The sequence below is a fragment of the Nonomuraea sp. NPDC001636 genome (genome assembly GCF_040298265.1).
Lineage (GTDB): Bacteria > Actinomycetota > Actinomycetes > Streptosporangiales > Streptosporangiaceae > Nonomuraea.
The window spans coordinates 1-23,133 of the sequence record NZ_JBEOZT010000004.1 but is presented as its reverse complement, the minus strand read 5'-3'; the positions used below and the strand labels follow the sequence as shown (position 1 = coordinate 23,133).

Here is a 23,133-nt window from a genome sequence, read left to right as displayed (position 1 = left end):
CCCTCCCTGCTTCCCGGCGTCCGACATGCACGGCGCCGTTGGTCGGCCTGCTGCGGGACGTGCGTCAGCCGGGAGCACCTTCTTCACAACCGGAGGTATCAACGGCACCCATCTGACACTCTGACTGTGACCGAACTGCCACAACGAGTGATGTTCTAGGACGCACAGTGGACACGACCAGAGTGTCGAGCACAGCCTTCGACGGCACTCCGCACGCCCCGGCGCACGCGCGCCGCTTCATCCGCCAGGTGCTCGGCGAGTGGCGCCTCAACCACCTGACGGAGGACGCGGTGCTGCTGACCAGCGAGCTCGTCACCAACGCCGTGCTGCACGCGGGCACCGGCATCGAGCTGACCTGCCGCCTCGACGTCGCGGCGAGCCCGGCCAGGCTGGAGATCGAGGTCGACGACCACCGGCCCGGCAGGACGGTCCCGACCCCCGAGGCCCTGTCCACCGACCCCGCGCGCACGTCCGGGCGCGGGCTGGCGCTGGCCGCCATGCTGGCCGACGCCTGGGGCGTCACCTACACCAGGACCGCCAAACGGGTGTGGGTCCGCATGGAGCTGACCGACGGGCCCGACCACCAGGAGGTCATGGTCGGCACGCCGGGCCTGGCGCCCGCCACCGTGGCCGCGCCCATCGAGGGGCTGCACGTCGGGGTGCTGCTCGCCGACGGCGACGGGACCGTGCAGTCGTGGAACTCCGAGGCCGAGCACCTGCTGGGCTGGACGTCCGAGCAGGCCGTCGGCAGGCCGCTGGCCGACCTGGTGGCCTGGCGCGGCCACGGCCCGTACGCGATGTCCCTGGCCGGCACCCTGTCCCTGGGCCGCTGGCGGGGCGAGGCGCGCATGCGCCACCTCGACGGCCGGCTGATCCCCGTCTACGTCTCCCACGTGCGCAGCCGCGGCGGGCCGCAGGACCGGCGGTCGATCTGGATGATGGTGGCCGGCGACCACCGCTACGTGCTGACGCCGCCGGCCGCGCCGCTGCGCCGGGAGGCCGGGCGGCGGATCAAGGACCTGCTCGACCGGGACATGCCGTTCGCGGAGCTGCTGGACACCATCGCGCGGATCGTCCAGACCAGCAGCGGCGGCGACGCGGCGTACGTGCTGCTGGCCGCCGAGGGCGGCGACCGGTTCGGCGTGGCGGCGGGCGCGGGCGCGACGGCGGGGCTGGTCGGCGTGCTGGCCGCGGGCGTGTTCGGCCCCGACGGCAGGACGCCGTCGATGATCGACGACCTGCTGGCCGGCGACGTCGAGCTGGCCCAGCAGCTGCGGGCCAGGTCGCTGGCGTGCGCGCCGATGAGCGTGGGCGGCGAGGTGACCGGCTACATCGTGGTGACCGCGGCCCAGCCGGGCCGCTTCGACCAGGAGCTCACGGTCAGCCTGCAGCACATCGCCGACCAGGTGGCCGTGCCGGTGCAGCGCGAGCGGCTGGCCGAGCGCGAGCGCGCCCACCGGGGCCGGCTGTCCTTCCTGGCCGAGGCGGGCGAGCTGCTGGCCGGGGTGCACGACGAGGAGCTGATCGCCGCGCTGACCGCGCAGCTCGTCGTGCCCAAGATCGCGACGTGGGCGGCGGTCTACCTGACCGATCTGGCGGGCATGACCAGGCTCGCCCACGTCTGGCACAGCGAGGAGCGCTACAACGCCAACCTGCGCAGGTCGCTGCCGGCGATCCCGCGCACCGCGCTCGACGAGGTGAGCTGGCCGGTCGGCCCCGAGACGGTGCTGTCGTTCCCGCTGCTCACGCAGGGCAGGTCGCACGGCGCGCTGGTGATCGGCCGCGCCGAGCCGACCCTGCCGCTGGAGCTGGCCGACCTGCTGGCCGATCTGTGCCGGCTGGTCGCGCTCAACCTGCACACCGCCATGCTGTACGCCCGCCAGGCGACCACCTCCCGGGTGTTGCAGCGCAGCCTGCTGCCCATGCGCGTGGCCCCCATGCCGGGCCTGGAGTCGGCGGTCGTCTACGAGCCGGCCGAGGAGGGCGCCGACGTGGGCGGCGACTTCTACGACCTGTTCACCGTCTCCGACCACTGGTGCTTCGCCCTCGGCGACGTGTGCGGCAGCGGCCCCGAGGCGGCCGCGGTGACCGGCCTGGCCCGGCACGCCGTCCGGCTGCTGGCCAAGGAGCACTACACGGTGGCCGACATCCTCGACCGGCTCAACCAGGCCCTGCTGGAGGAGGGCGACGACGGCCGGTTCCTGAGCCTGCTGTGCGGCGAGCTGATCCCGCTGCCCCAGGGCGGCGCGCTGTGCACGATCGCGTCCGCCGGGCACCCGCCGCCGCTGCTGCTGCGCGCCGACGGCGCGGTCGACACGGTGGCCGCGCCGCAACTGCTGCTCGGCGTCGAGGCCGGCGCCAGGTTCTACGTCGAGACGTTCGAGCTGGCGCCGGAGGAGGTGCTGCTGTGCGTCACCGACGGCGTGACCGAGCGGCGCGACGGCGACCGGCTGCTCGACGACGACGACGGCCTGTCGGCGTTGCTGTCCACCTGCCGCGGACTGAGCGCCCACGCGGTGGCCGAACGCGTGCGGCACGCGGTCGAGACGTTCGCCCAGGAGCCGTCGCAGGACGACGTGGCGCTGCTGGTCATCAAGGCCGCGACGGAGCTGCGCGGGGTCAGGCCGTGAAGCGGTAGGCGGTCGAGGAGGTGTGGCGCTCGCCGGGCCGCAGCACGGTCGAGGGGAAGTGCGGCTGGTTCGGCGAGTCGGGGAAGTGCTGGGTCTCCAGGCACAACCCGGCGAAGGGCCCGTACGGCGTGGCCACCCCGTCGAGCATGCCGCCCGTGTAGAACTGCACGCCCGGCTCGGTGGTGGTCACCCGCATGGTCAGGCCGCCCGCGCTGACCTCGATGTCGCCGTCGAGCACGTAGCAGTGGTCGTAGGCGCCGCCCATCCGCTCGCCCACCGCGTGCGGCTCGGTGAAGTCGAAGGGGGTGCCCTTGACCGGCGCGAGCTCACCGGTGGGGATCTTGCCGTCGTCCACGGGGAGGTAGTGGGCGGCGTCCAGCCTGACCACGTGGCCGAGCACGTCGCCGCCGCCGGTCAGGTTGAAGTAGGAGTGGTTGGTGAGGTTGAGCACGGTCGGCGCGTCGGTCTCGGCGGCGTAGTCGAGGCGGAGGGCGTCGTCCTCCAGGGTGTAGGTGACCGACGCGGTGAGCGTGCCGGGGTAGCCCTGGTCGCCGTCGGGGCTGGTCAGTTCGAGGGTGACGGAGGCGGGGGTGCGGGCGGTGACCGTCCAGACCCTGCCGTCGAAGCCCTCGGTGCCGCCGTGCAGGCTGTTGGGGCCGTTGTTGACGGGCAGGCGGTGCTCGCGGCCGTCGAGGGTGAAACGGCCGCCGGCGATGCGGTTGCCGTAGCGGCCGACCACGGCGCCGAAGTAGCGGCTGCGGGTGCGGTAGTCCTCCAGCGTGTCCAGGCCGAGCACGACGTCGAGGCCGGAGACCTCCAGCGAGCGCAGGACGGCGCCGTAGGTCAGCACCTCGGCGCGCAGCCGTCCGGACGACAGCTCCACGCGCTCGACGGTCTCCCCCGACGGCAGCGTTCCGAAGATCATGATTGGGCCCTTCCCGTGGACTCGCGGACGATGAGGCCGGTGTCCAGGTTGATCACCGCGCCCTCGCCCTCTGACTGCAGCAGCAGGTCGACCGCCATCCGCCCGGCCACCGCGGCGGGCATCGCCACCGTGGTGAGCTTGGGCCGGCCGAGCCGCCCCGGCAGGATGTCGTCGAACCCGATGACGCTGATCCGGCCCGGCACCTCGACGTCCATCGCGGTGAGCCCTTCGATGAGGCCCAGCGCGACGAGGTCGTTGTAGGCCAGCACGCCGGTCGCCCCGCAGGCGGCCACCTCCGGCGCCACCGCCAGGCCGCCGGACTCGGTGGGCTGGTTGGGGCCGAAGAAGAGCAGGTCGAGGCCCGGCATCTCGGCCGCGGCGGCCTGCATCTCGTTGCTGGTCCACGAGCCGGGCGGGCCGGACAGCAGGGCGATCCTGCGGTGGCCGAGCCCGGCCAGGTGCTCCAGCGCGAGCCTGGCGCCCTTGCCGACGTCCATCAGCACCGCGGGCATGCCCTTGATCCGCCGGTTGACCAGCACGAACGGCACGTCCTCCGCCAGGCGTTCGATCATCCGGTTGGACAGCCGGGGGCTGCACAGCAGCACGCCGTCCACCTGCTTGGCGAGCGTGCGGATCAGCTCCTCCTCGACCCGCGGATCCTCGTCGGTGTCGGCCACGAAGACGTGGTAGTCGCGCCCCCGCGCCTGCGCCTGCGCGGCCTTGATCAGCGGTGGGAAGAAGGGGTTGGCGATGTCGGCGACGATGAGGCCGATGTTGAACGTGCGGCCGGTCGTCAGCGCCCTGGCCGCCCTGTTGGGCCGGTAGCCGAGGTCGTCGGCGGCGGCCAGCACCCGGTTCCGCGTGGCAGGATTGACCAGGTGCGGCGCCGAGAACGTGCGCGAGACGGTCGACACGTGCACGCCGCAGGCGCGGGCGACGTCTTTGATCGTCACCGTCATGGCCGTCCTCCTTGCAAACGGTTGCCAGAGCCAAGCCTTGACCTTCGGCGGTCCCGGCGTCAAGGTTTCTGCAACCGTTTGCCTCGCCGACCTGCCCGTCCTGCATGTCAACCCGATCGGCGCGTACGCCCGGGATGATCCTGCCCGTCGGCGCCCGGGTTTCTCGGTCGCGGTCATGAAGGAGGTTCCGGTCGAGCCGGAGGAGGCCGCCCGCATCGACGGCGTGGGCGAGCTGCGCGTCATCGCGACGATCACCGTGCCTCGATGTCTTCGGCTTCATCGTGATCTGGGACCCGTACCTGCTGCCGCTGATCGTCTCGACGGACTCCAGCACCCGGACCCTGCCCATCGCCCCGCGCTCGCTCCGCTCTCCTCTGCCGTCGATCGTCAAGGATTGATGTCCATGTATCTGGACGGGGTCCCATATCCTGACACCCTGAAGCCGCCGAGATAGGACGAGTATGGAGCCACAGCTGGTCAAGTCCGCCGAGCGGACCGTACGCATCCTGGAGACCCTGGCGGAGTCCGCCGTCCCCATGACGCTGTCGGAGCTCCAGCGGCGCACCGGCTTCCCGCGCAGCAGTCTCCACGCCCTCATGCGCACCCTCGTCGAGCTCAACTGGGTCGAGACCGACACGACCAGGTCGGCGTTCGGGATCGGGCCGCACGCCCTGCTGACCGGCACCGCCTACCTCGACAAGGACCCGGCCCTGCACTTCGCCCAGGAGACCCTGGAGGACCTGCGCGACGAGATCGGCCAGACCGTGCACTTCGCCCGCAGGGACGAGGCCCACGTCCTCTACCTGGCCACCCGCGAGTCACGCGAGGCCGGCCACGTGATCCCCAGGGTGGGCCGGCGGCTGCCCGCCCACGTCACCGCGCTCGGCCAGGTGCTGCTCGCCCAGCTCACCGACGACGAGGTCGCGACCCTGCTGCCCGACCCGCTGCGGGCACTGACCGAGCACACCATCACCGACCTGACCAAGCTGACCGGCGAGCTCGACCTGGTTCGCACCCGCGGCTGGGCCCTCGAACGCGAGCAGGGCACCCCCGGCGTGGCCTGCGTGGCCGTGGCGGTCGACTACCGCATCCCGGCCACCGACGCCATCAGCTGCTCGATGCCGGCCGCGCTGCCGCCCGCCGAGATCGAGCGCGTCACCGAAGCGGTGATCAAGCACACCCGCAAGCTGGCTGCCACTCTGCGCAGGGAGGGCATCCGCTAGCCCCCTCGTTGGAAGGACTGCCGGTGCGGCTGGATGGTGTTCTCTTCTTTCCGTGGTGACCCCCTTCGACGGCGACGGCGCCGTCTCGGAGCCGGTGCTGGCCGAGCACGTCTCCGCCGGGGTCGCAGTCGAGGCGGGAGGGGTGTTCGCCGCCTGCGGCACCGGTGAGTACAACGCCCTCGACCTCGCCGACCAAGCCAAGGTCATAGCCACGTCGGCGGCGGCGCGGGCGGGCGCGTGCCCGTGTTCGGCGACGCGGGGGAACGCGCGCTTCTCCCCCGCCGCCGTGGCCGAGCTCGCCGCCCTGCCGAACGTGTTCAGCTTCAGGACGGGCTGGGCGACCTCGACCTGCTCCAGCACATCATCCTCACCGTCCGGGCGGCTGGGCCCGCTTCCCAAGGCCGTTGGCGGCCTGTCACGCCGTCCGCGGGCGGCCGTCCACCCGGCGCGGGATCCCGAGGGGGTTGGCGTCCTTGAGCTCGTCCGGGAGCAGCGCCTCCGGCCAGTCCTGGTACGCGACCGGCGTCACCCACCGCCCGATCGCCGTCGCCCCCACCGACGTGTACGCCGACGTCGACGCAGGCCACGGCCCACCGTGGTGCATCGCCCAGCAGACCGCCACCCCGGTCGGCCATCCGTTCCAGATCAGCCGCCCCGCCTTCCGGCCGAGCACCTCGACGATCTCCTCGGCCTCGTCCGGATCATCACCATGGACGGTCGCCGTGAGCGATCCCTCCAGCCGCTCCAGCACCCTCCTCAGCTCCGAAACTTCCCGATAAGTCACTACAACAGCCGCCGGCCCGAAGCACTCCTCCGCGATCCCCGGCAGCCGCTCGCCGAACGACGCCAGATCGGTCGTGAACACCTTGGGCGCCACCGCCCAGGCCCCCTCCCCCGGCTTCCCCTCCGCCAGCAGGGTCAGCTCGCCGAGCCGGCCGAGCCCGCCCAGATACCCGTCCCTGATCCGCTCGGCCAGCATGGGGCCGCCGCTCGTGCCCTCCACCGCCGCGACCAGCGCCTTGCGCAACTCGTCGTCCTCGGGCACGAACACCAGCCCCGGATTCGTGCAGAACTGCCCGACCCCGAGCGTCAGCGACGCCGCGAACCCGCTCGCCACCCCCTGCGCCGGCGCCGACGGAAGCACCACCACGGGGTTGACGCTGCCCAGCTCGCCGTAGAAGGGGATGGGCGTCTCCCGCTCGTCGATCAGCTTCTGGATCGCCTTGCCGCCCGCCACCGACCCGGTGAACCCGGCCGCGACCGCCCGCGGGTGTCGTACCAGGTCGGCGCCCGCCTGCATCCCCTGCACCAGCCCGAGCAGGTCCGGATAAGGCAGGGCGTTCCGTACGATCTTCGCCACCCGATCGGACGTGTGCGGATGCCCCGGATGCGCCTTGACCACCACGGCACACCCCGCGGCCAGCGCCGAGGCGGTGTCGCCACCGGCCACCGAGAACGCGAACGGGAAGTTGCTGGCCGCGAACACCGCGACGACCCCGGGCAGCGGATGGTTCATCCGCCGCACGTCCGGCCGCGGCGGGGTGAGCGCCGGGTCCGCGTGGTCGATGACGGCCTCCAGGTAGCCGCCGTCCCTGACGACCTGGGCGAAGAGCCGGAACTGGCCGGCGGTACGAGCCACCTCGCCTCGCAGCCGCACCTCTCCGAGCGCGGTCTCCCGGTCGGCGAGTTGCCACAGTTCGTCCACGTGCGCGGTGAGCGCGTCGGCGACGGCCTCCAGCGCCGCCGCCCGCTCGTCCGCCGGGGTCGCGCGCCACGCGGCGCCGGCCGCCGTCGCCGCGGAGACGATCAAGTCGACCCCGGCGCCGTCGGTCTCGGGCAGGCCGTTGCCCACGGTCTCACCGGTCCTGGGGTCGTATCCGTAGATCATCGAGTGGCCCTTCGGAGTCTTGACACTTTCTCGGCCCGATTCTTACAGTTGCGGCAACCTGTCCACAAATCTGGCTACTGTTCACATATATGGACGGCGGTTCTTCAATGATTATCCGGCAGATCCACGTGACCCCCGTCGCCTTCCGGGATCCGCCCCTCCTCAACGCCGCCGGCGTGCACGAGCCGTGGGCCCTGCGGACCATCGTCGAGATCGTCACGGACGAGGGCATCTCAGGGCTTGGCGAGACCTACGGCGACCTCGGCCACCTCACCAAGGTCCGCGAGTGCGCGCAGGTCCTGCTCGGGCTCGACGTCCACGCCACCAACGAGATGTACGCCCGCGTCGCGGCCACCGTCGGCGACGTCGTCACCGACCTGCACGGACTGACCGGCGTCGCCACCAAGGAGAAGAGCGTCGACCGGGTCTTCTCCCCCTTCGAGGTGGCCTGCCTGGACATCCGCGGCAAAGCGGCCGGCGTCCCCGTCGTGGACCTGCTCGGCGGGCGCGTCCGCGACGCCGTCCCCTACAGCGCGTACCTCTTCTACAAGTGGGCGGGCCACCCCGGCGCGGCCCCCGACCGCTTCGGCCCGGCCCTCGACGAGGCGGCCCTGGTGGCGCAGGCCGCCCTCCTGATCAAGGAGCACGGCTTCTCCTCGATCAAGCTGAAGGGCGGCGTCCTGCCGCCCGACCAGGAGATCGCCGGCATCCGCGCCCTGCACGAGGCGTTCCCCGGCGTCCCCCTCCGCCTGGACCCCAACGCCGCCTGGACCGTCGAGACCTCCATCCGCGTCGGCCGCGAACTCGACGGCGCCCTGCAGTACCTGGAGGACCCCACGCCGGGCATCGCGGGCATGGCCGAGGTGGCCAGAGCCGTCCCGATGCCGCTCGCCACCAACATGTGCGTCGTCACCCCCGCACACCTGCCGCCCGCCATCGCCGCTGGCGCGATCGGCGTGCTCCTGCTGGACCACCACTACTGGGGCGGCCTCGTACGATCCGCGCACATCGCCACCCTCTGCGGCACCTTCGGCCTGGACCTGTCGATGCACTCCAACTCCCACCTCGGCATCAGCCTGGCCGCGATGACCCACCTGGCCGCCGCCACCCCGAACCTGACCTTCGCCTGCGACACCCACACCCCCTGGCAGGACGGCCAGGACGTGGTGCTCCCCGGCAGCCTGCGCTTCGTCGACGGCGCCGTACCGGTGCCCACCGGCCCGGGCCTGGGCGTCGAACTGGACCGCGACGCGCTGGCGGTCATGCACGAGCAGTACGAGACCTGCGGCCCCCGCGCCCGCGACGACACGGCCTACATGCGGCGCATCGACCCTTCCTTTTCCGCTAAGGTCCCCCGCTGGTGAACGCCGCCTACGTCTCCCCCTGGGACGTCGTCGGCAACCCGACCACCCCCGCCCGCCTGGCCGAGCCGGGCGTCGAGCCCTGACACAGCAACCCGCCGCACCTCAACCGGGGCGCAAACCTCACATCACAGACCAGGTGCTCCTCAGCCACCCGCCGCCATCATCGTCCGGCCCCCAAAGTCACCCACCTGACCAGCGTCAACCGTCTCACCCGACACCCCGACACACCCTGCCGTGTCAGCCGCCGGCGCAAGCCCGAGCCCGCCGCCCACTGCACCCATCATCCGGACCGGCGGCACTCATTCCATCATCGCAAGCCACTTCACATGCGCTCCCCCGAACGGCCCTCTACGAGCCCCGACCGCGTCCATCAGCCACCGCGCGCTCGCCTCCGCCCCGGCGATCAACTCCGGCGGATACCCCAGCACCACCTGATGCTCAGCGAACTCGTCCTCATCGTCGAGAATGAGCCGCCCATCCCGCTTCCTGATCACGTCGAGATCGAGATCCAGCATGGTGACCTCGTCATCCCGCCACTCGGGAACCGTGGTGACATCCACATAGACCTCAGTGCGATGGGGTGCCGCATTGAACGATGCCGTCCACCAGGCATCCCGCGGGAACAGCATGATCGCGTGCTTGTCCCAGGTGATGGCCGGCCCATCCCCCTTGCGCGCAACCGTCCCGCCGGGCACGGCCACCCAAACCCCGTATTGATCGTCTCCGAGCACCGTGCCCGGATGGTTCCAGTGCAACGCCCCGCCGTACTTCCGAAACACCACCCGTACATCACTCATAGAACAAATCTACTTTTCGTCCACCTCCACCACGAGAACCGAGAGGCCACCTCTCTCGTCCCCTCCCCAGCCCCGCCCTCTCCTCCCAGGCCCTGAGACCACGCCCTCGCCACAGACTCAGCTCCAGACCCCACCATGCAGTCGATGAACCCTGCCCTTACCAACCCACGGAAGACGAGCCATCCACCAGCGGCTACCCCCGACTCCCCAAGACCCCTGAGGGCTTGCACCGGAAGCAGAAATACGGCTCGCCCATACCTCTAATCCCACACCGATCGCATTCAGACTTCCGAGGCGCGAACCACAGTGACGAGCGCCCTGTGCTCCCATCCGGTCCAGCTCCAGCCCCTCGCGCTACACCAAGGCCAGCACGCTCTACCCCGCCGGAAAGTCACCCTCAGTTTGAGCAGTCAAGCCCTCATCAGGATAAAGCCCGTTATGCATCACCAGAACCGCATCCCCCTCAGCCGGCGCACTCCCCCTTTACCCGCCCTCACCCCAAGCAAGCCACGAGGAACTTCTACAACCGCACGCCAGATACCACAAAGTGGCATTATCAATCCATCAGACCTACAACAACACCAGCCTCGATAAGCTGCCACCTATCGCCCAAACACCCAGGCATTTTCACCGTTCCCGCCCCCACTCACACACTTCCAGTCAAAGAACGCCCCAAGGAGCCCCTTACCACTCCCCTCCGATCCCGCTTGAACAGTGAGCCGTGGCAACACGTAGCGACTTGACCGATAAAGCATGGGACCGGATCGCCCCCCTACTCCCGTCCGGCGCAGGCCCTGGCCGCCCCTGGCGTGGTCACCGGCAAGTAGTGAACGGAATCCTTTGGCGTTTTGAGACCGGATCGACCTGGCGAGAAATCCCAAAATGCTACGGCCCCTGGCAAACCTGCTACGAACGCTACAAACGCTGGACCGAGAACGGAACATGGGCACGAGTCCTGGCGGAAGCACAAGCCGAAGAAGACCCCACCCCTCCCCAGAGCACCATCCTCCCTCCAACCCACACCACCCAGAGCCCTCAAAAAGACTCAAATCCCACTAGACGACCCCCTCAAAGTTGCAACAATTCCACCTAAGACGCAAAAGAAGTACTTAGCCCTGCTCGCCCCGAACCGTCCCCCTCCGCCATTCCACCAGCACCAAGATAAGAATTCACTCCCACAACTAGGCCACCGGCTAGTAATCTTCACCCTGAGCAAGCCGAAACAGCGAACAGTTCCACACCCACCTGTTCAAGCAGGACAGATCGATCCGACACCGGATCCCATTGACACCCGCGCGGGCACTTAGAATCCCCCTCCATTTTGCCCGCGCGGGCACCTACCAGTTCCTCCACGCCGGCCCGCGCGAGCACCAACCCCTACACCTGTGCCCGCGCGGGCCGCCCCTTCGGTTCGGACAATGCCACACGAACCACCGTCGATATCCACACCGAAGACCCACCAGCCGTGCAAGCCCTGCCCCCAGCAGTCGAGCGGACAGCGGGCGGGCTTCAAGTCCCCTCCCCGAAGGGACAACCGCCTTCATCACGGCCAAACCTAGCCCGTAACGCGCCTCAGCATGTCCATCCTCAGTACGCTCCCCTGCCGCTTGCGCCGGCCCCTGCGTGCTGCCCCATCAAGCTAACGGCCAACAACTCCAGCCGCACCTCTCCGAAACTGGGTATGCGTTAAACGCCTCAACACCAACCTCACGCGGCTCCAGCGGAAACCCGCCGGCTGCCCCCGGATCTAAGCCGAAACACTGTTCCCCTCGGCGCTGGTCAAGATGCCCACACAAATCGACGAACGCACCTCCTGGTCGAACCCGCTGCCCCTGACTCGGTTGACGCGAATCGCCCCAGTGACGAGGAGCCGCTGCCGCAGGTCATCGTCGAGCCGAGGGGCGCGGAAGACGTCGGCCTGCGCTGGGTGGCGCCCGAACTGAAAGCGGCACGGCAGATCAGCGACGCGATCGTACGGCGCCGCACTTCCCAGGGCTGAACCGGACAAGGTGTTGCTCGTTTCGGCGACTGAAGCGATCAAGCCGTAGGGCATATCCGTCCCGATAGCCGCCCCGATGGACAGGCTCGCACTGCCGGGCGATATGAATCTCCAGCACACCTCCAGATGCCCGCTGGCGACCAGCGTGCGAATCATCAACACCGCCTCGGCCCCCGCAAGGCCCCACCGCGCCCCGGCCAGGCCGAGCCCGTCGGCGATCATGTGACGGCGCGCACCCGCTACCACCCCAGGCGCGACCGACCATCCTGCCTCCAGCGCCTGGCCCCACCGCAGATGCCGTTTGCCGATCACCTGACCGCACCGCATGGTGATCGCCGCAAGTAGCCGATTGAATGTGTTTTTCGCCTTCGCAAGGACGTCAACGGCGGCCTCGGGTCCAACCTCCATACGACCGGTGGCGCACGATCGTCCAAGACGCACAAATCGACTTCCCCAGTCTGGCCCTCAGCCTTACAGAATCCACCCCTTGTGAAGATCTCTTACGACCAGAAAAGCACTGAGCACCGAGCGATCACAGGTCCCCTTGCATCACCGCCTCGCAGAAACCAACCCACTCTCGTACGCCGCGATGACCAACTGCGCTCTGTCACGAGCATCCAACTTCGCGAGCAAGCGGCCGATATGTGTCTTGACGGTGGCCAGGCTCAACTGCAGATGATCAGCGATCTCCCCATTGGACAGGCCGCGAGCGATCAACAGCAGCACTTCCCTCTCTCGCTCCGTCACCCTGTCCAACCCCTGTGGCCGCTGCGCCACAGGGGTCTTCGTGAACTCCTCGATCAAGCGTCGCGTCACCGTCGGCGCCAGCAATGCATCGCCGCTCGCAACCACCCGAACAGCAGCCAGCAGGTCCGCAGGCGGCGTGTCCTTAAGTAGGAATCCACTCGCACCGGCCCGAAGCGCATCGTAGACATACGCATCCAGGTCGAACATCGTCACCACGAGAACCCGCGAGATATCCCCGATACGTCGAGTCGCCTCGATGCCATCCATATGCGGCATGCGAACATCCATCAGCACCACATCGGGTCGATGCTCCAAGACGACTGCCACTGCTTCAGCACCGGTTGACGCCTCGCCCACCACTGTCATGTCAGGCTCGGAGTCGACCAGCATCGTGAAGCTCCCTCTGAGCAGAGCTTGGTCGTCAGCAACGACCACTTTGATCACGAGACCTCCTGATACGGCAGACGCGCGAAGACACGAAACCCCCGTCGAGGCAGACTTGCCGCCTCAAAGACTCCGCCGTACATCATGACCCGCTCCCGCATCCCGATCAGCCCGTGGCCGGAGCCGTCCCCGGGCGACACCCGCCTTCCTGTGCCCTCGTCAATCACCTCGATCCGCACCTCGCCCCCGTCTGTCACGACAGAGACCTGACAGCGAGTCGGTGAGGCATGCTTGACCACGTTCGTGAGCGCCTCCTGCACAATGCGATACACGGCCAACTCCACGCCATCGGGCAACCGTCTAGCCTGCGCCGCACCCCCTCCTCGTCGTTCCCCTACTCCATTCGCCGCGACGACTCCTCCGAACAAGCCTTCATCCAGCGCACGGTCACCGTCCCACGGCATGGCCTGTTCCTCGTCAAGAGGCCCACCTACTTCGCCAGGCCCCGTTCTTGGCCGCCCCCGTGGCGTGCTTCCAGCCTGACTCCGCAGACCTGGACTCTCCTGGCCGGCCTCATCTCCACCGATCCGTAGATCAAGCTCGATCTCGACCCCAGCTTGCCTGGCCTGCTCCACCAAACCCTCCAGGCCCGCGATACCAGGAACGGGAACAAGATCTGGCAGTTGGGTCGAACGGAGCATGCCTAGAAGATGGCGCATCTCCACCAGAGCGCTCCGGCTGGCGGTCTCGATCACACGCAAAGCGTCGTGTGCTTCTTCCGGCCTGGTCGCCAGCACGTGATTGGCCACGCCCGCCTTGACCGCGATCAACCCCACGCTGTGAGTCACGACGTCGTGCAGTTCCCGCGCGATGCGTAACCGTTCCTGTGTTACCGCATGCTCGGCCATTCGCTCGGCCTCACGAGCGGCGTACAACCTGCGTTCCCGGACGGCCCGCCCTATGGTCCAGGCTCCGCCGAGCGCCGCGATGCCGACCAGCGGTTGATCGATGTGCACCAGCCAAGCAGGCGTGCCCCCGCGAGGCGCGCCACCTGCGACCACCAGTCCGAACACACTGATCACGCTGACCACACCGATGGCCGAGGACGGCAGCGCGGCCCCGAACCTGTCGGACATCGCCACAATATAGATCGCATAAGCCGGTGCGATGCAGGCGTACCCCACCACGTCAACTGCAACTGCGAAGACGGCAAGCGCCAGCGTGAAACAGAAGACGGGCACAGGCCACAGCCTTCGCACCGCCAAGGGCAGGCCCAGCCCGCACGGGAGGGCGATCTTCAACCCCGGCGGTATCCCAGGCGCGGTGACCGCCGCTGTGACGAACACGAAGGCGAACCCCAGCCCTGCTGCCAGATCGAGCACGATCAGCTGACCGCGGCTCCAACGCCTGGCGAAGAAGGGATGGTTCTCGTTCACGCGTTGAACGGTAGCCTCTCGCCGAGCTGAGCACGTCAGCCCAGGGTCTGACCTTGAAGTTCGAACCGTGGTCTGATGCGCCGCCGGCCCGGCATGCCGCATCTTCTTCAGCGTGATCGAACTTCAGCACCTCACCAAGCGCTACGACGACATGCTCGCCGTGGATGATCTGTCTTTCAAGGTCGAGCCGGGCCATGTGACGGGTTTCCTCGGCCCCAACGGTGCCGGCAAGTCCACCACGCTGCGCCTGATTCTCGGCCTGGACACGCCGACCTCCGGTCAGGCTCTGATCGGCGGCCGACGATATTCCTCCTTGCGCACGCCCATGTTCGAGGTGGGGGCGCTGCTCGACGCGAGTGCGGTCCATGGCGGGCGCAGCGCCTACAACCATCTGCTCTGCCTGGCCGCCACCAACGGCATCGGTGCCACACGCGTGGCCGAGGTACTTGAACAGGTCGGATTGGCGAGTGTGGCACGAAAACGCGTGGCCGGCTTCTCCCTCGGTATGAAGCAGCGACTCGGCATCGCCGCTGCGCTGCTCGGCGATCCTGGTGTGCTGCTGTTCGACGAGCCCGTCAACGGCCTCGATCCCGACGGGGTGCGCTGGATCCGCGACCTGATGCGGTCACTGGCCGCCGAGGGCAGGACCGTCCTGCTCTCCAGTCACCTGATGAGCGAGATGGCGTTGACCGCTGAACGCATCGTGATCCTGGGCCGGGGGCGATTGGTCGCGCACTCCACGGTCAACGAGCTGACCGCGCGCTATCCCTCCCTGGAGGACGCCTACATGGCTCTGACGGCGACCAGCGTCCAGTTCGGAGCAGCAAGATGAGGGCGGCCATGCTGGCCGAATGGCTGAAGCTCCGGTCAGTGACCTCCACCTGGTACGCAATGGGTGCGGCGGCTCTCATGGCGGTGCTCGGCGTGGTCTGGACGCTCTACGTCAGCGACCTCGCCGAAGATCGAGGGACGCTGCAGGCAGCCGCGCCGGAACAAAGATTCCTGCCCCTCCTTCAGATAAGCCTCACCGTGCTCGGCGTGCTGGCGGTCACGTCCGAATACGCGACAGGGATGATTCGCGCCAGTCTTACCGTCGTTCCGCGTCGCAGCACCTTATTTCTGGCCAAGGCCGTCGTCGTCGGCCTGGCCACGCTGACAGCGGCTCACGTCATCCTTCTGGTCACCTATTCGGCGAGCCGTCTGATCGCCCACGACCATCGGCTGGGCTTCAATGAGACTTCGCTGGCCGACGACGTGCCGGTGCTCTTGGCCACGGGGATCTCAGTGACTGCGCTGGCTCTGGTGGGGCTCGGCCTGGGCATGGCCACGCGGTCGACGGCTGGCGCGGTCATCTCGGTCGTGGCCTTGCTGTTCGTCCTGCCCGGTGTTGTCGTGTACCTACCTGCGCCGTGGAACACGCGTGCCGCATCACTGCTGCTGCCGAACCTGGTTCCCCAAGTGGTCGGCGATCGTCTGTCGTCCCGGCTTGGCGACGGCTTTCTTCCGCCTTGGGCCGCGCTGCTGGTCCTCCTGGCTTACCCGGTAATCACGCTCGCTGCCGGTTTCATCTCGCTCACGCGGAGGGACGTATGAGTGTTCTGGCCTCAGAGTGGCTGAAGGTCCGTTCGGTCCGATCTTCCTATCTCATCGTCGGCATCAGTCTCGGCACGATCCTTCTGGGCCTTGCCTTGGCCTCCATGGCAGCCGGCATGTACGACGACGCCCCCGTGGAGCAGCGTCCGACTGCCCGGATAGCGGATCTGGAGGAGGTTCTGGTGATCGTCCCGCAGCTTTGCATGGGCGTCCTGGGCACATTGGCCGTCACATCTGAATACGCCACCGGCTTGATCAGGACGAGTCTGACGGTCGTCCCCCGTAGATGGCCGCTTCTCGCTGCGAAGGCCGCTGTGGTCGGCGTATTGAGCTTGGTCATTGGTCCGATGGCGGTGTTCGGGACGTATTTCGTCTCGCGTTGGGTGCTTGGCGACCGATTCTCCGGCGCATATATGACCTCGTTCGCGGTCAAGCTTCCGTTCCTGCTCGTCACCAGTTCCACGGTGGTCGTGTTCGCGCTGCTTGGCTTGGGATTGGGCGCGCTTCTGCGTTCCGCCACCGGTGCGATCACCTTGTTGGTGGGGCTGATCTATGTCATTCCGATGATCGTGGGCAACATCCCGGAGCCTTGGAGTGAACGGCTGGGCTCGATCATGATCGGTGCGCTTCCCCGCGAGATCACCGGCGACATCATCACCACGTCGGTGTACGGGTCACTTCTGCCTCCACCTGCGGCCGCCACCGTGCTGGTGTTGTACGCGATTCTTCCCCTGCTGGCCGCCATCTGGCTCATACGCAGGAGGGACGCTTGAAATGCCCGCTCCATGGACCTTGTTGCGATGCATCCTCTGCCGTCTCGTTCCGCAACTGCGGGTACGGCAGGCTCAGGTGCCTGCCGTACCGCTCAGTGGCTCAGACTTCGAGCACGACGGGAATGATCATGGGTCGGCGGCGGTAAGTGTCGCTGACCCAACGGCCGACCGTGCGGCGCACGACCCGGCGGATCTCCTGCATGTCGACCACGCCATCCGCGGCCTTGTCCTGAAGAGCTCTTTCGATCTGCGGAATGAACTCCTCGAACTGCGCCGGATCAATACCGGAGCCTCGGGCGTGGATCTCGGGGCCGGCGGTGAGCTTGCCGGTGGCGGAGTCGACCACGACGACCACCGAGATGAACCCCTCGTCGCCGAGAATCCTGCGGTCCTTCAGCGAGGTGTCGGTAATCTCGCCCACCGAGGTGCCGTCGACATAGACGTACCCGGCGTGAACCGCTCCCACGATCTTCGCTCTGCCGTCGACCAGGTCCACCACGACGCCGTCCTCGGCGATCACGATGTGGTCGTCGGGAACACCGGTGAGCGCGGCAAGCTTGGCGTGCGCCCGCAGGTGCCGCCATTCGCCGTGAACCGGCATGAAGTTCGAGGGGCGAGTCAGGTTGAGGACATAGAGCAGCTCGCCTGCGGCCGCGTGGCCGGAGACGTGCACCTTCGCGTTGCCCTTGTGCACGACACGAGCGCCCCACCTGGTGAGCCCGTTGATCACCTTGTTGACCGCGGTCTCGTTCCCCGGCACCAGCGACGATGCCAGCAACACGGTGTCACCCTCGGCGATGCGGATCGGATGATCGCGATTGGCCATCCGCGACAGCGCCGCCATGGGTTCGCCCTGGGACCCGGTGCAGACGAGCACCACATCCTCCGGCGGCCACTGCTCGATGTCGCGCGAGTCGACGATCAACTCCGGCGGCACCTTGAGGTAGCCCAGATCACGAGCCACCCCCATGTTCCGGACCATCGATCGGCCCACGAGGGCGACCTTGCGGCCGTGCCTGGCCGCGGCATCCATCACCTGCTGGATGCGGTGCACGTGCGAGGCGAAGCTCGCCACGATCACGCGCTGCTCGGAGGTGCGGATCACCTCGTCGATGACCGGCCCGATCTCCCGCTCGCTGGTGACGAAGCCCGGCACCTCAGCGTTGGTGGAGTCCGACATCAGCAGGTCGACGCCCTCGGTGCCGAGCCTGGCGAAGCCGCCGAGGTCGGTGAGCCGGCCGTCGCTCGGCAACTGGTCCATGCGGAAGTCGCCGGTGTGCAGGACGATGCCGGCGGGCGTCCTGATCGCCACGGCCAGCGCGTCGGGGATCGAGTGGTTCACCGCGAGGAACTCGCAGTCGAAGGGCCCGAAGGTGTGCCGTTCGCCCTCGACGACCTCGACCTTGGTCGGCTGGATCCGGTGTTCCGTCAGCTTGGCCTCGATCAGGGCCAAGGTGAGCTTGGATCCGATGAGCGGAATGTTGCGCCGCTCGCGCAGAAGGTAAGGCACCGCCCCGATGTGGTCCTCGTGGGCGTGGGTCAGCACGACGGCTTCGATGTCGTCGAGCCTGTCCCTGATGTATTCGAAGTCGGGCAGGATCAGATCGACGCCCGGCTGATCGGGCTCGGGGAACAACACCCCGCAGTCGACGATCAGCAGCCGGCCGTCGTATTCGAAGACGGCCATGTTCCGGCCGATCTCCCCCAACCCGCCGAGCGCGACGATGCGCAGGCCACCGTAAGGCAGCTCCGGCGGGGGGCCAAGCTCAGGATGCGGATGGCTCATGCCCGGCCCCCATGGTCAAATCGTGTTCTCAAAACTCCCGGTTCCTCCCCGTTCCTATGCGTCTGTCAACTTCACCCCGCCGGCCACCAGGCAAGCACGCAGCTCGGCGATTTGCTTCTCTGTTGCGGCCACGAGCGGCAGACGTACCGGTCCCACCGGCACACCCACCAAGCTCAGCGCCGCCTTTGCCATGATCGCGCCACCGGCCTTCAGCATGATCCCGTCTACAACAGGGGCCACCTGGCCGTGTACCTCCAGCGCTTGCTTGACGTCACCGCTCTTGTGCAACTCGATCATGCGAGCCAGTTCAGAGCCAACGACATGCCCGACGACGCTGACGAACCCTGCGGCGCCGAGGGACAGCCAGGCGAGGTTGAGCAGGTCGTCGCCGGAGTAGAAGACGAGATCGGTCGCCGTCATGACCTGACTGGCGGCGAACAGGTCGCCCTTTGCGTCCTTCACGGCCACGATGCGGTCGTGCTGCGCCAGACGGATCAAGGTCTCGGTCTTGATCGGCACGCCGCTGCGCCCAGGAATGTCGTAGAGCATCACTGGGAGCTCGGTGGCGTCGGCCACCAGGGTGAAGTGCTGATAGAGCCCCTCCTGCGGGGGCTTGCTGTAGTAGGGAGTCACCACCAGCAGTCCGTGGGCGCCCACCTCCGCCGCCTGCTTCGCGAGCTTGACGGTGTGGCGTGTGTCATTCGTCCCCACTCCCGCCACTACGGCGGCGCGGTCGCCAACGGCCTCCAGGACGGCGCTGACGATCCGTCGCTTCTCATCGTCCGAGGTGGTGGGCGACTCGCCTGTCGTCCCATTGACGATCAGGCCGTCGTTGCGCTGCTCGTCCACCAGGTAGGTGGCCAGGCGTCGTACGCCTTCGTAGTCGACGTCGCCGTCAGAGGTGAACGGCGTGACCATCGCGGTCAGCATGCGACCGAAGGGCGCTTCGGCGGTTCCAGTTGGCGATGCCATAGTGCGAACGCTACCTGGATTCGGAAAAACGTTGGACGTCGCCACCCCGCTTTGCCTGCCCGACGGAGCCATTTGCCCTCATTCGCAGGCATTCGGAGGAGCAAGGTGACAAGGATGACCGCATGGGGTAACCCGATCTACTTCGCTTGCGATCACCTCGCCGGCAGCCGAGTCCTCATCATCTCCGCCCACGCCTACCTTTCCCTGGACGGGACCGACGAGGGAAGATCAGCCACCACGCGGCGTCCCCTACCGGGACAGTTCGATCTGGTACCTGATGAAACCTCTGTTCTCGGCCACCTTGTCATAGAGGCGGCGCGCCGTGCTGTTCGATTCGTGGGTGTTCCAGTAGACACGGGAGCAGCCGCCATCCCGAGCCCAGTCCGCGACAGCCTCGATCAGTTTGCGTCCCACTCCCTTGCCCCGGACATCGGGAGCGGTGAACAGATCCTGGAGATAGCAGACGTCGGAGTCAGGGGCCGAGGTGCTGGCATGCACCAGGAAGTGGGTGATGCCGACGAGCCGCCCGTCCAGGCGCGCGCCGAGGGCGTGCATCCGAGTGTCTGCCTGGAACTCCTGCCAAGCCCGTCCATACATCTCGTCGGGTTCGACTCGCTGGTAGAAGTCGATGTAGGCCCGGAACAAGCTCTCCCACGCATCCCGGTCGGACGGCATGAGCTTGCCGATGCTGATCACATGGTCTCCTTACAGGCACGGCCTCAGACAGCCGAGCCCACGGGATGGACCGGGCCGACAACTAAGACGAAGGCGGAGCTCACAACCTAGGGAGAAGGTGGCTCTCTACAACACGGCCACTTCTTTGGGATACCAGACGACCACTCTTCCCGATGCCGGCCACCTCGCAGGAGGCACGCGGCACGAAACTCCCGCCGCCGTCGCCAGCATCAATAGAGTGGCACTCCGACGCTGCGCCTCTCCGCAACCCCTCGGCGAGAGCACTGAGCTGCGGGGGAAAATCCCGCCAACTGACAGCGCCTACCGGTACTGACGGCTCTACAGGCACTGATGGCCCTGGAGTGATGCAGATGACCTTGTAAGTGTTGCTGACCTTGCGGGGCTGATGCCCCTTGCGGGTGTTGATGATGGCCCCGCGGGTGCCGGCGGCCGACGCCGACGGCCCTGCAGGTACCGATGGCCCTGCGGGTACCAATGGCCCTGCGGGTACCAATGGCCCTGCGGGTACCAATGGCCCTGCGGGTACCAATGGCCCTGCGGGTACCGACGGCCCCTGCGGAGGGCGCTGTCCTCGACTGCTCTCTCGGCCGCTGAGTACCGCAGCGGGGACTCCTGCCGGGGCCGATCACATGCGCCCGTTCCGACCGTCACTCTCCGCGTTTGTGGACACGCGCGGCTGTGGCCATCACACGGTTGCGAGCAGGGACAGGGCAACTGGATGCCGTTCCCGTTCCCATGCGGCAGGTTCTACTTTCAGCGTTCCGCTGTCGCGTGTCCCAACCGTCCATCCGGCCAACTGGTTGGGACATGCCGTGAAAAGACAGGAAGCGGAGCTCGACGTACGGAATGAGCTGCGCAAGCATGCCTCGACGACTGCATCTGAGGGCGCGCACTGGAAGAGGCCGCCGATATGTGCTCGGGGGTACACACATCGACGACCTCTACCGGAGAATCGGTGTCCCTTACATCAGCGTTACAGGGTTTCTCCGATAATTTTTCGCCATCGCAAAGTTGGGGCTCCAGCAGTCATCGATGACGGTCGGTTACCTGTCGAATACGGCAACATGGGGCAACGCCTCACACGAACCCCCAGGGATGGACTAGTGGCCACCTCAGATCCGGTCTACCTGCGTGTCGTCGAAGACATCCGGCGGCAGATCCTCGACGGCACCCTCCCCCCAGGCGCGCCCATTCCCTCACGGGCGCAACTGACCCGTAAGTATCAGGTCGGTGAGACCGCTGCCCGTCACGCTCTACGCGTCCTCGCGGGCGAGGGTCTCATCATCGGCCGTGTCGGTTCAGGCCATTACGTCAGGGACCGCCCAAATTTGACCCCCTTGCATCGATGGCGCTTCCTGGACCACCCCGCGCCGTTCGCGTCCGACCTGCAGTCCCAAGGCAGGCGCGTGACGTGGGATTGGCACAGCGAACCGGCCGACGCCAGCCCCGACATCGCCAGACGTCTACGCATCGACGAACATTCCACTTTGACCAGAACGCACTACGTCTTTCGTGGCGACGGCAAGCCGATCCAACTCGTCACCGCCTACGAGCCGATGGCGTTCGTCGCCCACACTGAGGAGGAACGCCGTAGCTTGGTCGCGAGAATGTACGCGCACGGCATAAAGATCACCGAGGTCGTCGAGAGCATCCACACCCGGGTGCCCCAACCGGCCGAGAGTGATGCCCTCGATCTGGCGGCAGGGGTTCACGTTCTGCATGTCGAACGTACGCACTGGGCCGGCGAACGTCCTGTCGAAACGAGCGACATCGTCATTCCGGGCGATCGCTTCAGAGTGATGTACAGCATGCCCGTCTGACCGGTTCAGGGCTCCGGGTGGCGCCGCACCTCGCCGCCTGGAGCCTCGCGCACCCACACGAAACCCCCTGGGAAGCGACACCTCGAGGAACCGAAGGACCACAAGCCGGATCGCCATCCGCCTATTGATCGGCCACAGGGCGCGGTAGGACTCGTTCTGCCCCATCGCCCTCGTGGAGCCCCACATGGGGACTACGCGTCATGAGGCTCCGCTGTTCCGGTACTCGGTCGCCTCACAACGAATCCTCTTCCGGCCGCAAGTCACCTACAGCTTGGGCAGGAGGATTCGCAGCAGACCACATCAAGAGCCGTTGCAGCCTGAGCTGTGGATCACGATTCTCGCCTGCTTGTGGTCAGATTGGCGACGGGCGTCCGCGCCACCGCACAGACTCACTGTTCGTAGATCAAGTCGGGACATCCGTCGTTGATGACGGCTTGCGCCTGCGGGCGAGGAACGCCTCAGTGCTGGATGCGTCAGTGGTCAGTGTCCTGCACAGCCCTCGGGACAGTGGGATGCGATCAGCCGCGCAGCCGCACGCGAATTGCCTGGCGACGTCGGTGATCATTCTCGCGATAATGGCCGACGTGGAGCAGATCGAGGTCGTCGTCGCGCATGACGAGCGCGCCCCTGCGTGCCGGGGATGTGTTTCTGAAGATCGACGCCGATCAGACGCGCACTGACGTCGAGGTCGAAGCCATGGCCATGGCGCCGATTCCGACCCCAGAGGTTTTGTGGCGCAAACCGCCCGTGCTCGCGCTCGCCACTGAACGTTTTTCATCCTCGCGCCGCCTGCGCGACTCGGTGATTTTGCAGGACGGCGATGGCCTTGCACAGGTGGCCGGCCTTGGACGGGCTGCAACGTAGCTTCCGGAGGATCTTCCAGTTCTTCAGCTGGGCGTTGGCGCGCTCGCCGGGGCCGCGCAGCCTGGCGTGGGCGCGGTTGGCCTGCTTCTGCGACTCGGGCTTGTTCTTGCCCTTGTACGGGGTGCGGACCAGGCCTCCGGCTCCTTGATAGGCCTTGTCGGCCAGCGTGATGATCCCGGCCCGCTCGAGTGCACGCAGGATGCCCCAGATGCGGGCGGCGCTCAGGTCGTGGGCCTTGCCCGGCAGCGCGCCGGAGGTCCACAGGATCGTCCCGTCC

19 protein-coding genes and 2 pseudogenes are annotated in these 23,133 nt (G+C 67.5%); 10 read left to right on the top strand and 11 right to left on the bottom strand.

Translation table 11 applies throughout. The features are described from left to right. Positions 1-167 precede the first annotated feature (167 nt). Positions 168-2,630: a SpoIIE family protein phosphatase gene (locus ABT158_RS09850; protein WP_352352372.1), complete on the top strand. Its 2,463-nt coding sequence runs from the start codon at positions 168-170 to the stop codon at positions 2,628-2,630. Here the strand turns inward: ABT158_RS09850 and ABT158_RS09845 are convergent. Both ABT158_RS09845 and ABT158_RS09840 read right to left on the bottom strand, forming a co-directional pair. After that, positions 2,620-3,555: an aldose epimerase family protein gene (locus tag ABT158_RS09845; protein ID WP_352352371.1), complete on the bottom strand. Its 936-nt coding sequence runs from the start codon at positions 3,553-3,555 to the stop codon at positions 2,620-2,622. The genes ABT158_RS09850 and ABT158_RS09845 overlap by 11 nt on opposite strands. Further along, entirely contained in the window at positions 3,552-4,514 is a 963-nt protein-coding gene (locus ABT158_RS09840; protein WP_352352370.1) for a LacI family DNA-binding transcriptional regulator, read from the bottom strand. The genes ABT158_RS09845 and ABT158_RS09840 overlap by 4 nt, the downstream gene beginning before the upstream one ends. On the opposite strand from ABT158_RS09840, the gene ABT158_RS09835 reads away from it, so the two are divergent. From ABT158_RS09835 to ABT158_RS09825, 3 genes and pseudogenes are all read left to right on the top strand, one after another. Beyond that, a complete protein-coding gene (locus tag ABT158_RS09835) occupies positions 4,498-4,968 on the top strand; it encodes a hypothetical protein (protein ID WP_352352369.1) in 471 nt (156 codons plus the stop codon). The two genes, ABT158_RS09840 and ABT158_RS09835, sit on opposite strands and share 17 nt — an antisense overlap. Positions 4,969-4,975: 7 nt before the next feature. Further along, entirely contained in the window at positions 4,976-5,737 is a 762-nt protein-coding gene (locus ABT158_RS09830) for an IclR family transcriptional regulator (protein WP_352352368.1), read from the top strand. Between the two features lie 52 nt (positions 5,738-5,789). Continuing rightward, positions 5,790-5,939 (top strand): annotated as a pseudogene (locus ABT158_RS09825) (dihydrodipicolinate synthase family protein); the annotation flags it as partial. 213 nt (positions 5,940-6,152) lie between these two features. On the opposite strand, the gene ABT158_RS09820 reads toward ABT158_RS09825, so the two are convergent. Further along, complete coding sequence (locus tag ABT158_RS09820) at positions 6,153-7,625, bottom strand: aldehyde dehydrogenase (NADP(+)) (RefSeq protein WP_352352367.1); 1,473 nt, start codon at positions 7,623-7,625, stop codon at positions 6,153-6,155. Between the two features lie 107 nt (positions 7,626-7,732). Here ABT158_RS09820 and ABT158_RS09815 point away from each other — a divergent pair, with 107 nt between their 5' ends. Then, the gene (locus ABT158_RS09815; RefSeq protein WP_352352366.1) at positions 7,733-8,989 is read left to right on the top strand and encodes an enolase C-terminal domain-like protein; all 1,257 of its coding nucleotides are present in this window, start codon (positions 7,733-7,735) and stop codon (positions 8,987-8,989) included. Positions 8,990-9,288: 299 nt separating this feature from the next. On the opposite strand, the gene ABT158_RS09810 is transcribed toward ABT158_RS09815, so the two are convergent. Beyond that, on the bottom strand, positions 9,289-9,786 hold the full coding sequence (locus ABT158_RS09810) for a DUF402 domain-containing protein (RefSeq protein ID WP_352352365.1): 498 nt from the start codon (positions 9,784-9,786) through the stop codon (positions 9,289-9,291). 721 nt (positions 9,787-10,507) lie between these two features. On the opposite strand from ABT158_RS09810, the gene ABT158_RS09805 reads away from it, so the two are divergent. Continuing rightward, a complete protein-coding gene (locus ABT158_RS09805; RefSeq protein WP_352352364.1) occupies positions 10,508-10,879 on the top strand; it encodes a transposase in 372 nt (123 codons plus the stop codon). Positions 10,880-11,533: 654 nt separating this feature from the next. Here the strand turns inward: ABT158_RS09805 and ABT158_RS09800 are convergent. From ABT158_RS09800 to ABT158_RS09790, 3 genes are all read right to left on the bottom strand, one after another. Next, positions 11,534-12,193: a hypothetical protein gene (locus ABT158_RS09800; protein ID WP_352352363.1), complete on the bottom strand. Its 660-nt coding sequence runs from the start codon at positions 12,191-12,193 to the stop codon at positions 11,534-11,536. Between the two features lie 141 nt (positions 12,194-12,334). After that, positions 12,335-12,976 (bottom strand): response regulator, encoded by a 642-nt coding sequence (locus ABT158_RS09795; protein ID WP_352352362.1) that lies wholly within the window; start codon positions 12,974-12,976, stop codon positions 12,335-12,337. Next, on the bottom strand, positions 12,973-14,352 hold the full coding sequence (locus ABT158_RS09790) for a sensor histidine kinase (protein ID WP_352352361.1): 1,380 nt from the start codon (positions 14,350-14,352) through the stop codon (positions 12,973-12,975). Before ABT158_RS09790 ends, ABT158_RS09795 begins: the two co-directional genes overlap by 4 nt. Positions 14,353-14,464: 112 nt before the next feature. Between ABT158_RS09790 and ABT158_RS09785 the strand changes: the two are divergent. From ABT158_RS09785 to ABT158_RS09775, 3 genes and pseudogenes are all read left to right on the top strand, one after another. Next, positions 14,465-15,118 (top strand): annotated as a pseudogene (locus ABT158_RS09785) (ABC transporter ATP-binding protein); the annotation flags it as partial. Positions 15,119-15,192: 74 nt separating this feature from the next. Then, positions 15,193-15,945: a DUF2705 family protein gene (locus ABT158_RS09780; RefSeq protein WP_352352359.1), complete on the top strand. Its 753-nt coding sequence runs from the start codon at positions 15,193-15,195 to the stop codon at positions 15,943-15,945. Next, a complete protein-coding gene (locus tag ABT158_RS09775; RefSeq protein WP_352352358.1) occupies positions 15,942-16,718 on the top strand; it encodes an ABC transporter permease in 777 nt (258 codons plus the stop codon). Before ABT158_RS09780 ends, ABT158_RS09775 begins: the two co-directional genes overlap by 4 nt. 100 nt (positions 16,719-16,818) lie before the next feature. On the opposite strand, the gene ABT158_RS09770 is transcribed toward ABT158_RS09775, so the two are convergent. From ABT158_RS09770 to ABT158_RS09760, 3 genes are all read right to left on the bottom strand, one after another. Then, a complete protein-coding gene (locus tag ABT158_RS09770) occupies positions 16,819-18,504 on the bottom strand; it encodes a ribonuclease J (protein ID WP_352352357.1) in 1,686 nt (561 codons plus the stop codon). Between the two features lie 54 nt (positions 18,505-18,558). Further along, positions 18,559-19,476 carry a 4-hydroxy-tetrahydrodipicolinate synthase gene (gene dapA, locus ABT158_RS09765; RefSeq protein ID WP_352352356.1) on the bottom strand — a complete coding sequence of 306 codons (918 nt, stop codon included), beginning with the start codon at positions 19,474-19,476 and terminating at the stop codon, positions 18,559-18,561. Between the two features lie 249 nt (positions 19,477-19,725). Next, positions 19,726-20,172, bottom strand: a complete 447-nt coding sequence (locus tag ABT158_RS09760) for a GNAT family N-acetyltransferase (protein ID WP_352352355.1) — start codon at positions 20,170-20,172, stop codon at positions 19,726-19,728. A gap of 1,103 nt (positions 20,173-21,275) precedes the next feature. Here ABT158_RS09760 and ABT158_RS09755 point away from each other — a divergent pair. After that, positions 21,276-21,992 carry a GntR family transcriptional regulator gene (locus ABT158_RS09755; RefSeq protein WP_352320788.1) on the top strand — a complete coding sequence of 239 codons (717 nt, stop codon included), beginning with the start codon at positions 21,276-21,278 and terminating at the stop codon, positions 21,990-21,992. 774 nt (positions 21,993-22,766) lie between these two features. Here ABT158_RS09755 and ABT158_RS09750 read toward each other — a convergent pair. Beyond that, a partial coding sequence (locus tag ABT158_RS09750) for a transposase family protein (RefSeq protein ID WP_352352354.1) occupies positions 22,767-23,133 on the bottom strand: 367 nt, incomplete at its 5' end.

What these genes read in the sequence shown, in the direction of transcription:
- ABT158_RS09845 (WP_352352371.1), bottom strand. Translation starts at nt 3,555, where the DNA reads ATGATCTTCGGAACGCTGCCGTCGGGGGAGACCGTCGAGCGCGTGGAG.
- ABT158_RS09840 (WP_352352370.1), bottom strand. Translation starts at nt 4,514, where the DNA reads ATGACGGTGACGATCAAAGACGTCGCCCGCGCCTGCGGCGTGCACGTG.
- ABT158_RS09830 (WP_352352368.1), top strand. Translation starts at nt 4,976, where the DNA reads ATGGAGCCACAGCTGGTCAAGTCCGCCGAGCGGACCGTACGCATCCTG.
- ABT158_RS09820 (WP_352352367.1), bottom strand. Translation starts at nt 7,625, where the DNA reads ATGATCTACGGATACGACCCCAGGACCGGTGAGACCGTGGGCAACGGC.
- ABT158_RS09815 (WP_352352366.1), top strand. Translation starts at nt 7,733, where the DNA reads ATGATTATCCGGCAGATCCACGTGACCCCCGTCGCCTTCCGGGATCCG.
- ABT158_RS09810 (WP_352352365.1), bottom strand. Translation starts at nt 9,786, where the DNA reads ATGAGTGATGTACGGGTGGTGTTTCGGAAGTACGGCGGGGCGTTGCAC.
- ABT158_RS09800 (WP_352352363.1), bottom strand. Translation starts at nt 12,193, where the DNA reads ATGGAGGTTGGACCCGAGGCCGCCGTTGACGTCCTTGCGAAGGCGAAA.
- ABT158_RS09780 (WP_352352359.1), top strand. Translation starts at nt 15,193, where the DNA reads ATGCTGGCCGAATGGCTGAAGCTCCGGTCAGTGACCTCCACCTGGTAC.
- ABT158_RS09775 (WP_352352358.1), top strand. Translation starts at nt 15,942, where the DNA reads ATGAGTGTTCTGGCCTCAGAGTGGCTGAAGGTCCGTTCGGTCCGATCT.
- ABT158_RS09770 (WP_352352357.1), bottom strand. Translation starts at nt 18,504, where the DNA reads ATGAGCCATCCGCATCCTGAGCTTGGCCCCCCGCCGGAGCTGCCTTAC.
- dapA (WP_352352356.1), bottom strand. Translation starts at nt 19,476, where the DNA reads ATGGCATCGCCAACTGGAACCGCCGAAGCGCCCTTCGGTCGCATGCTG.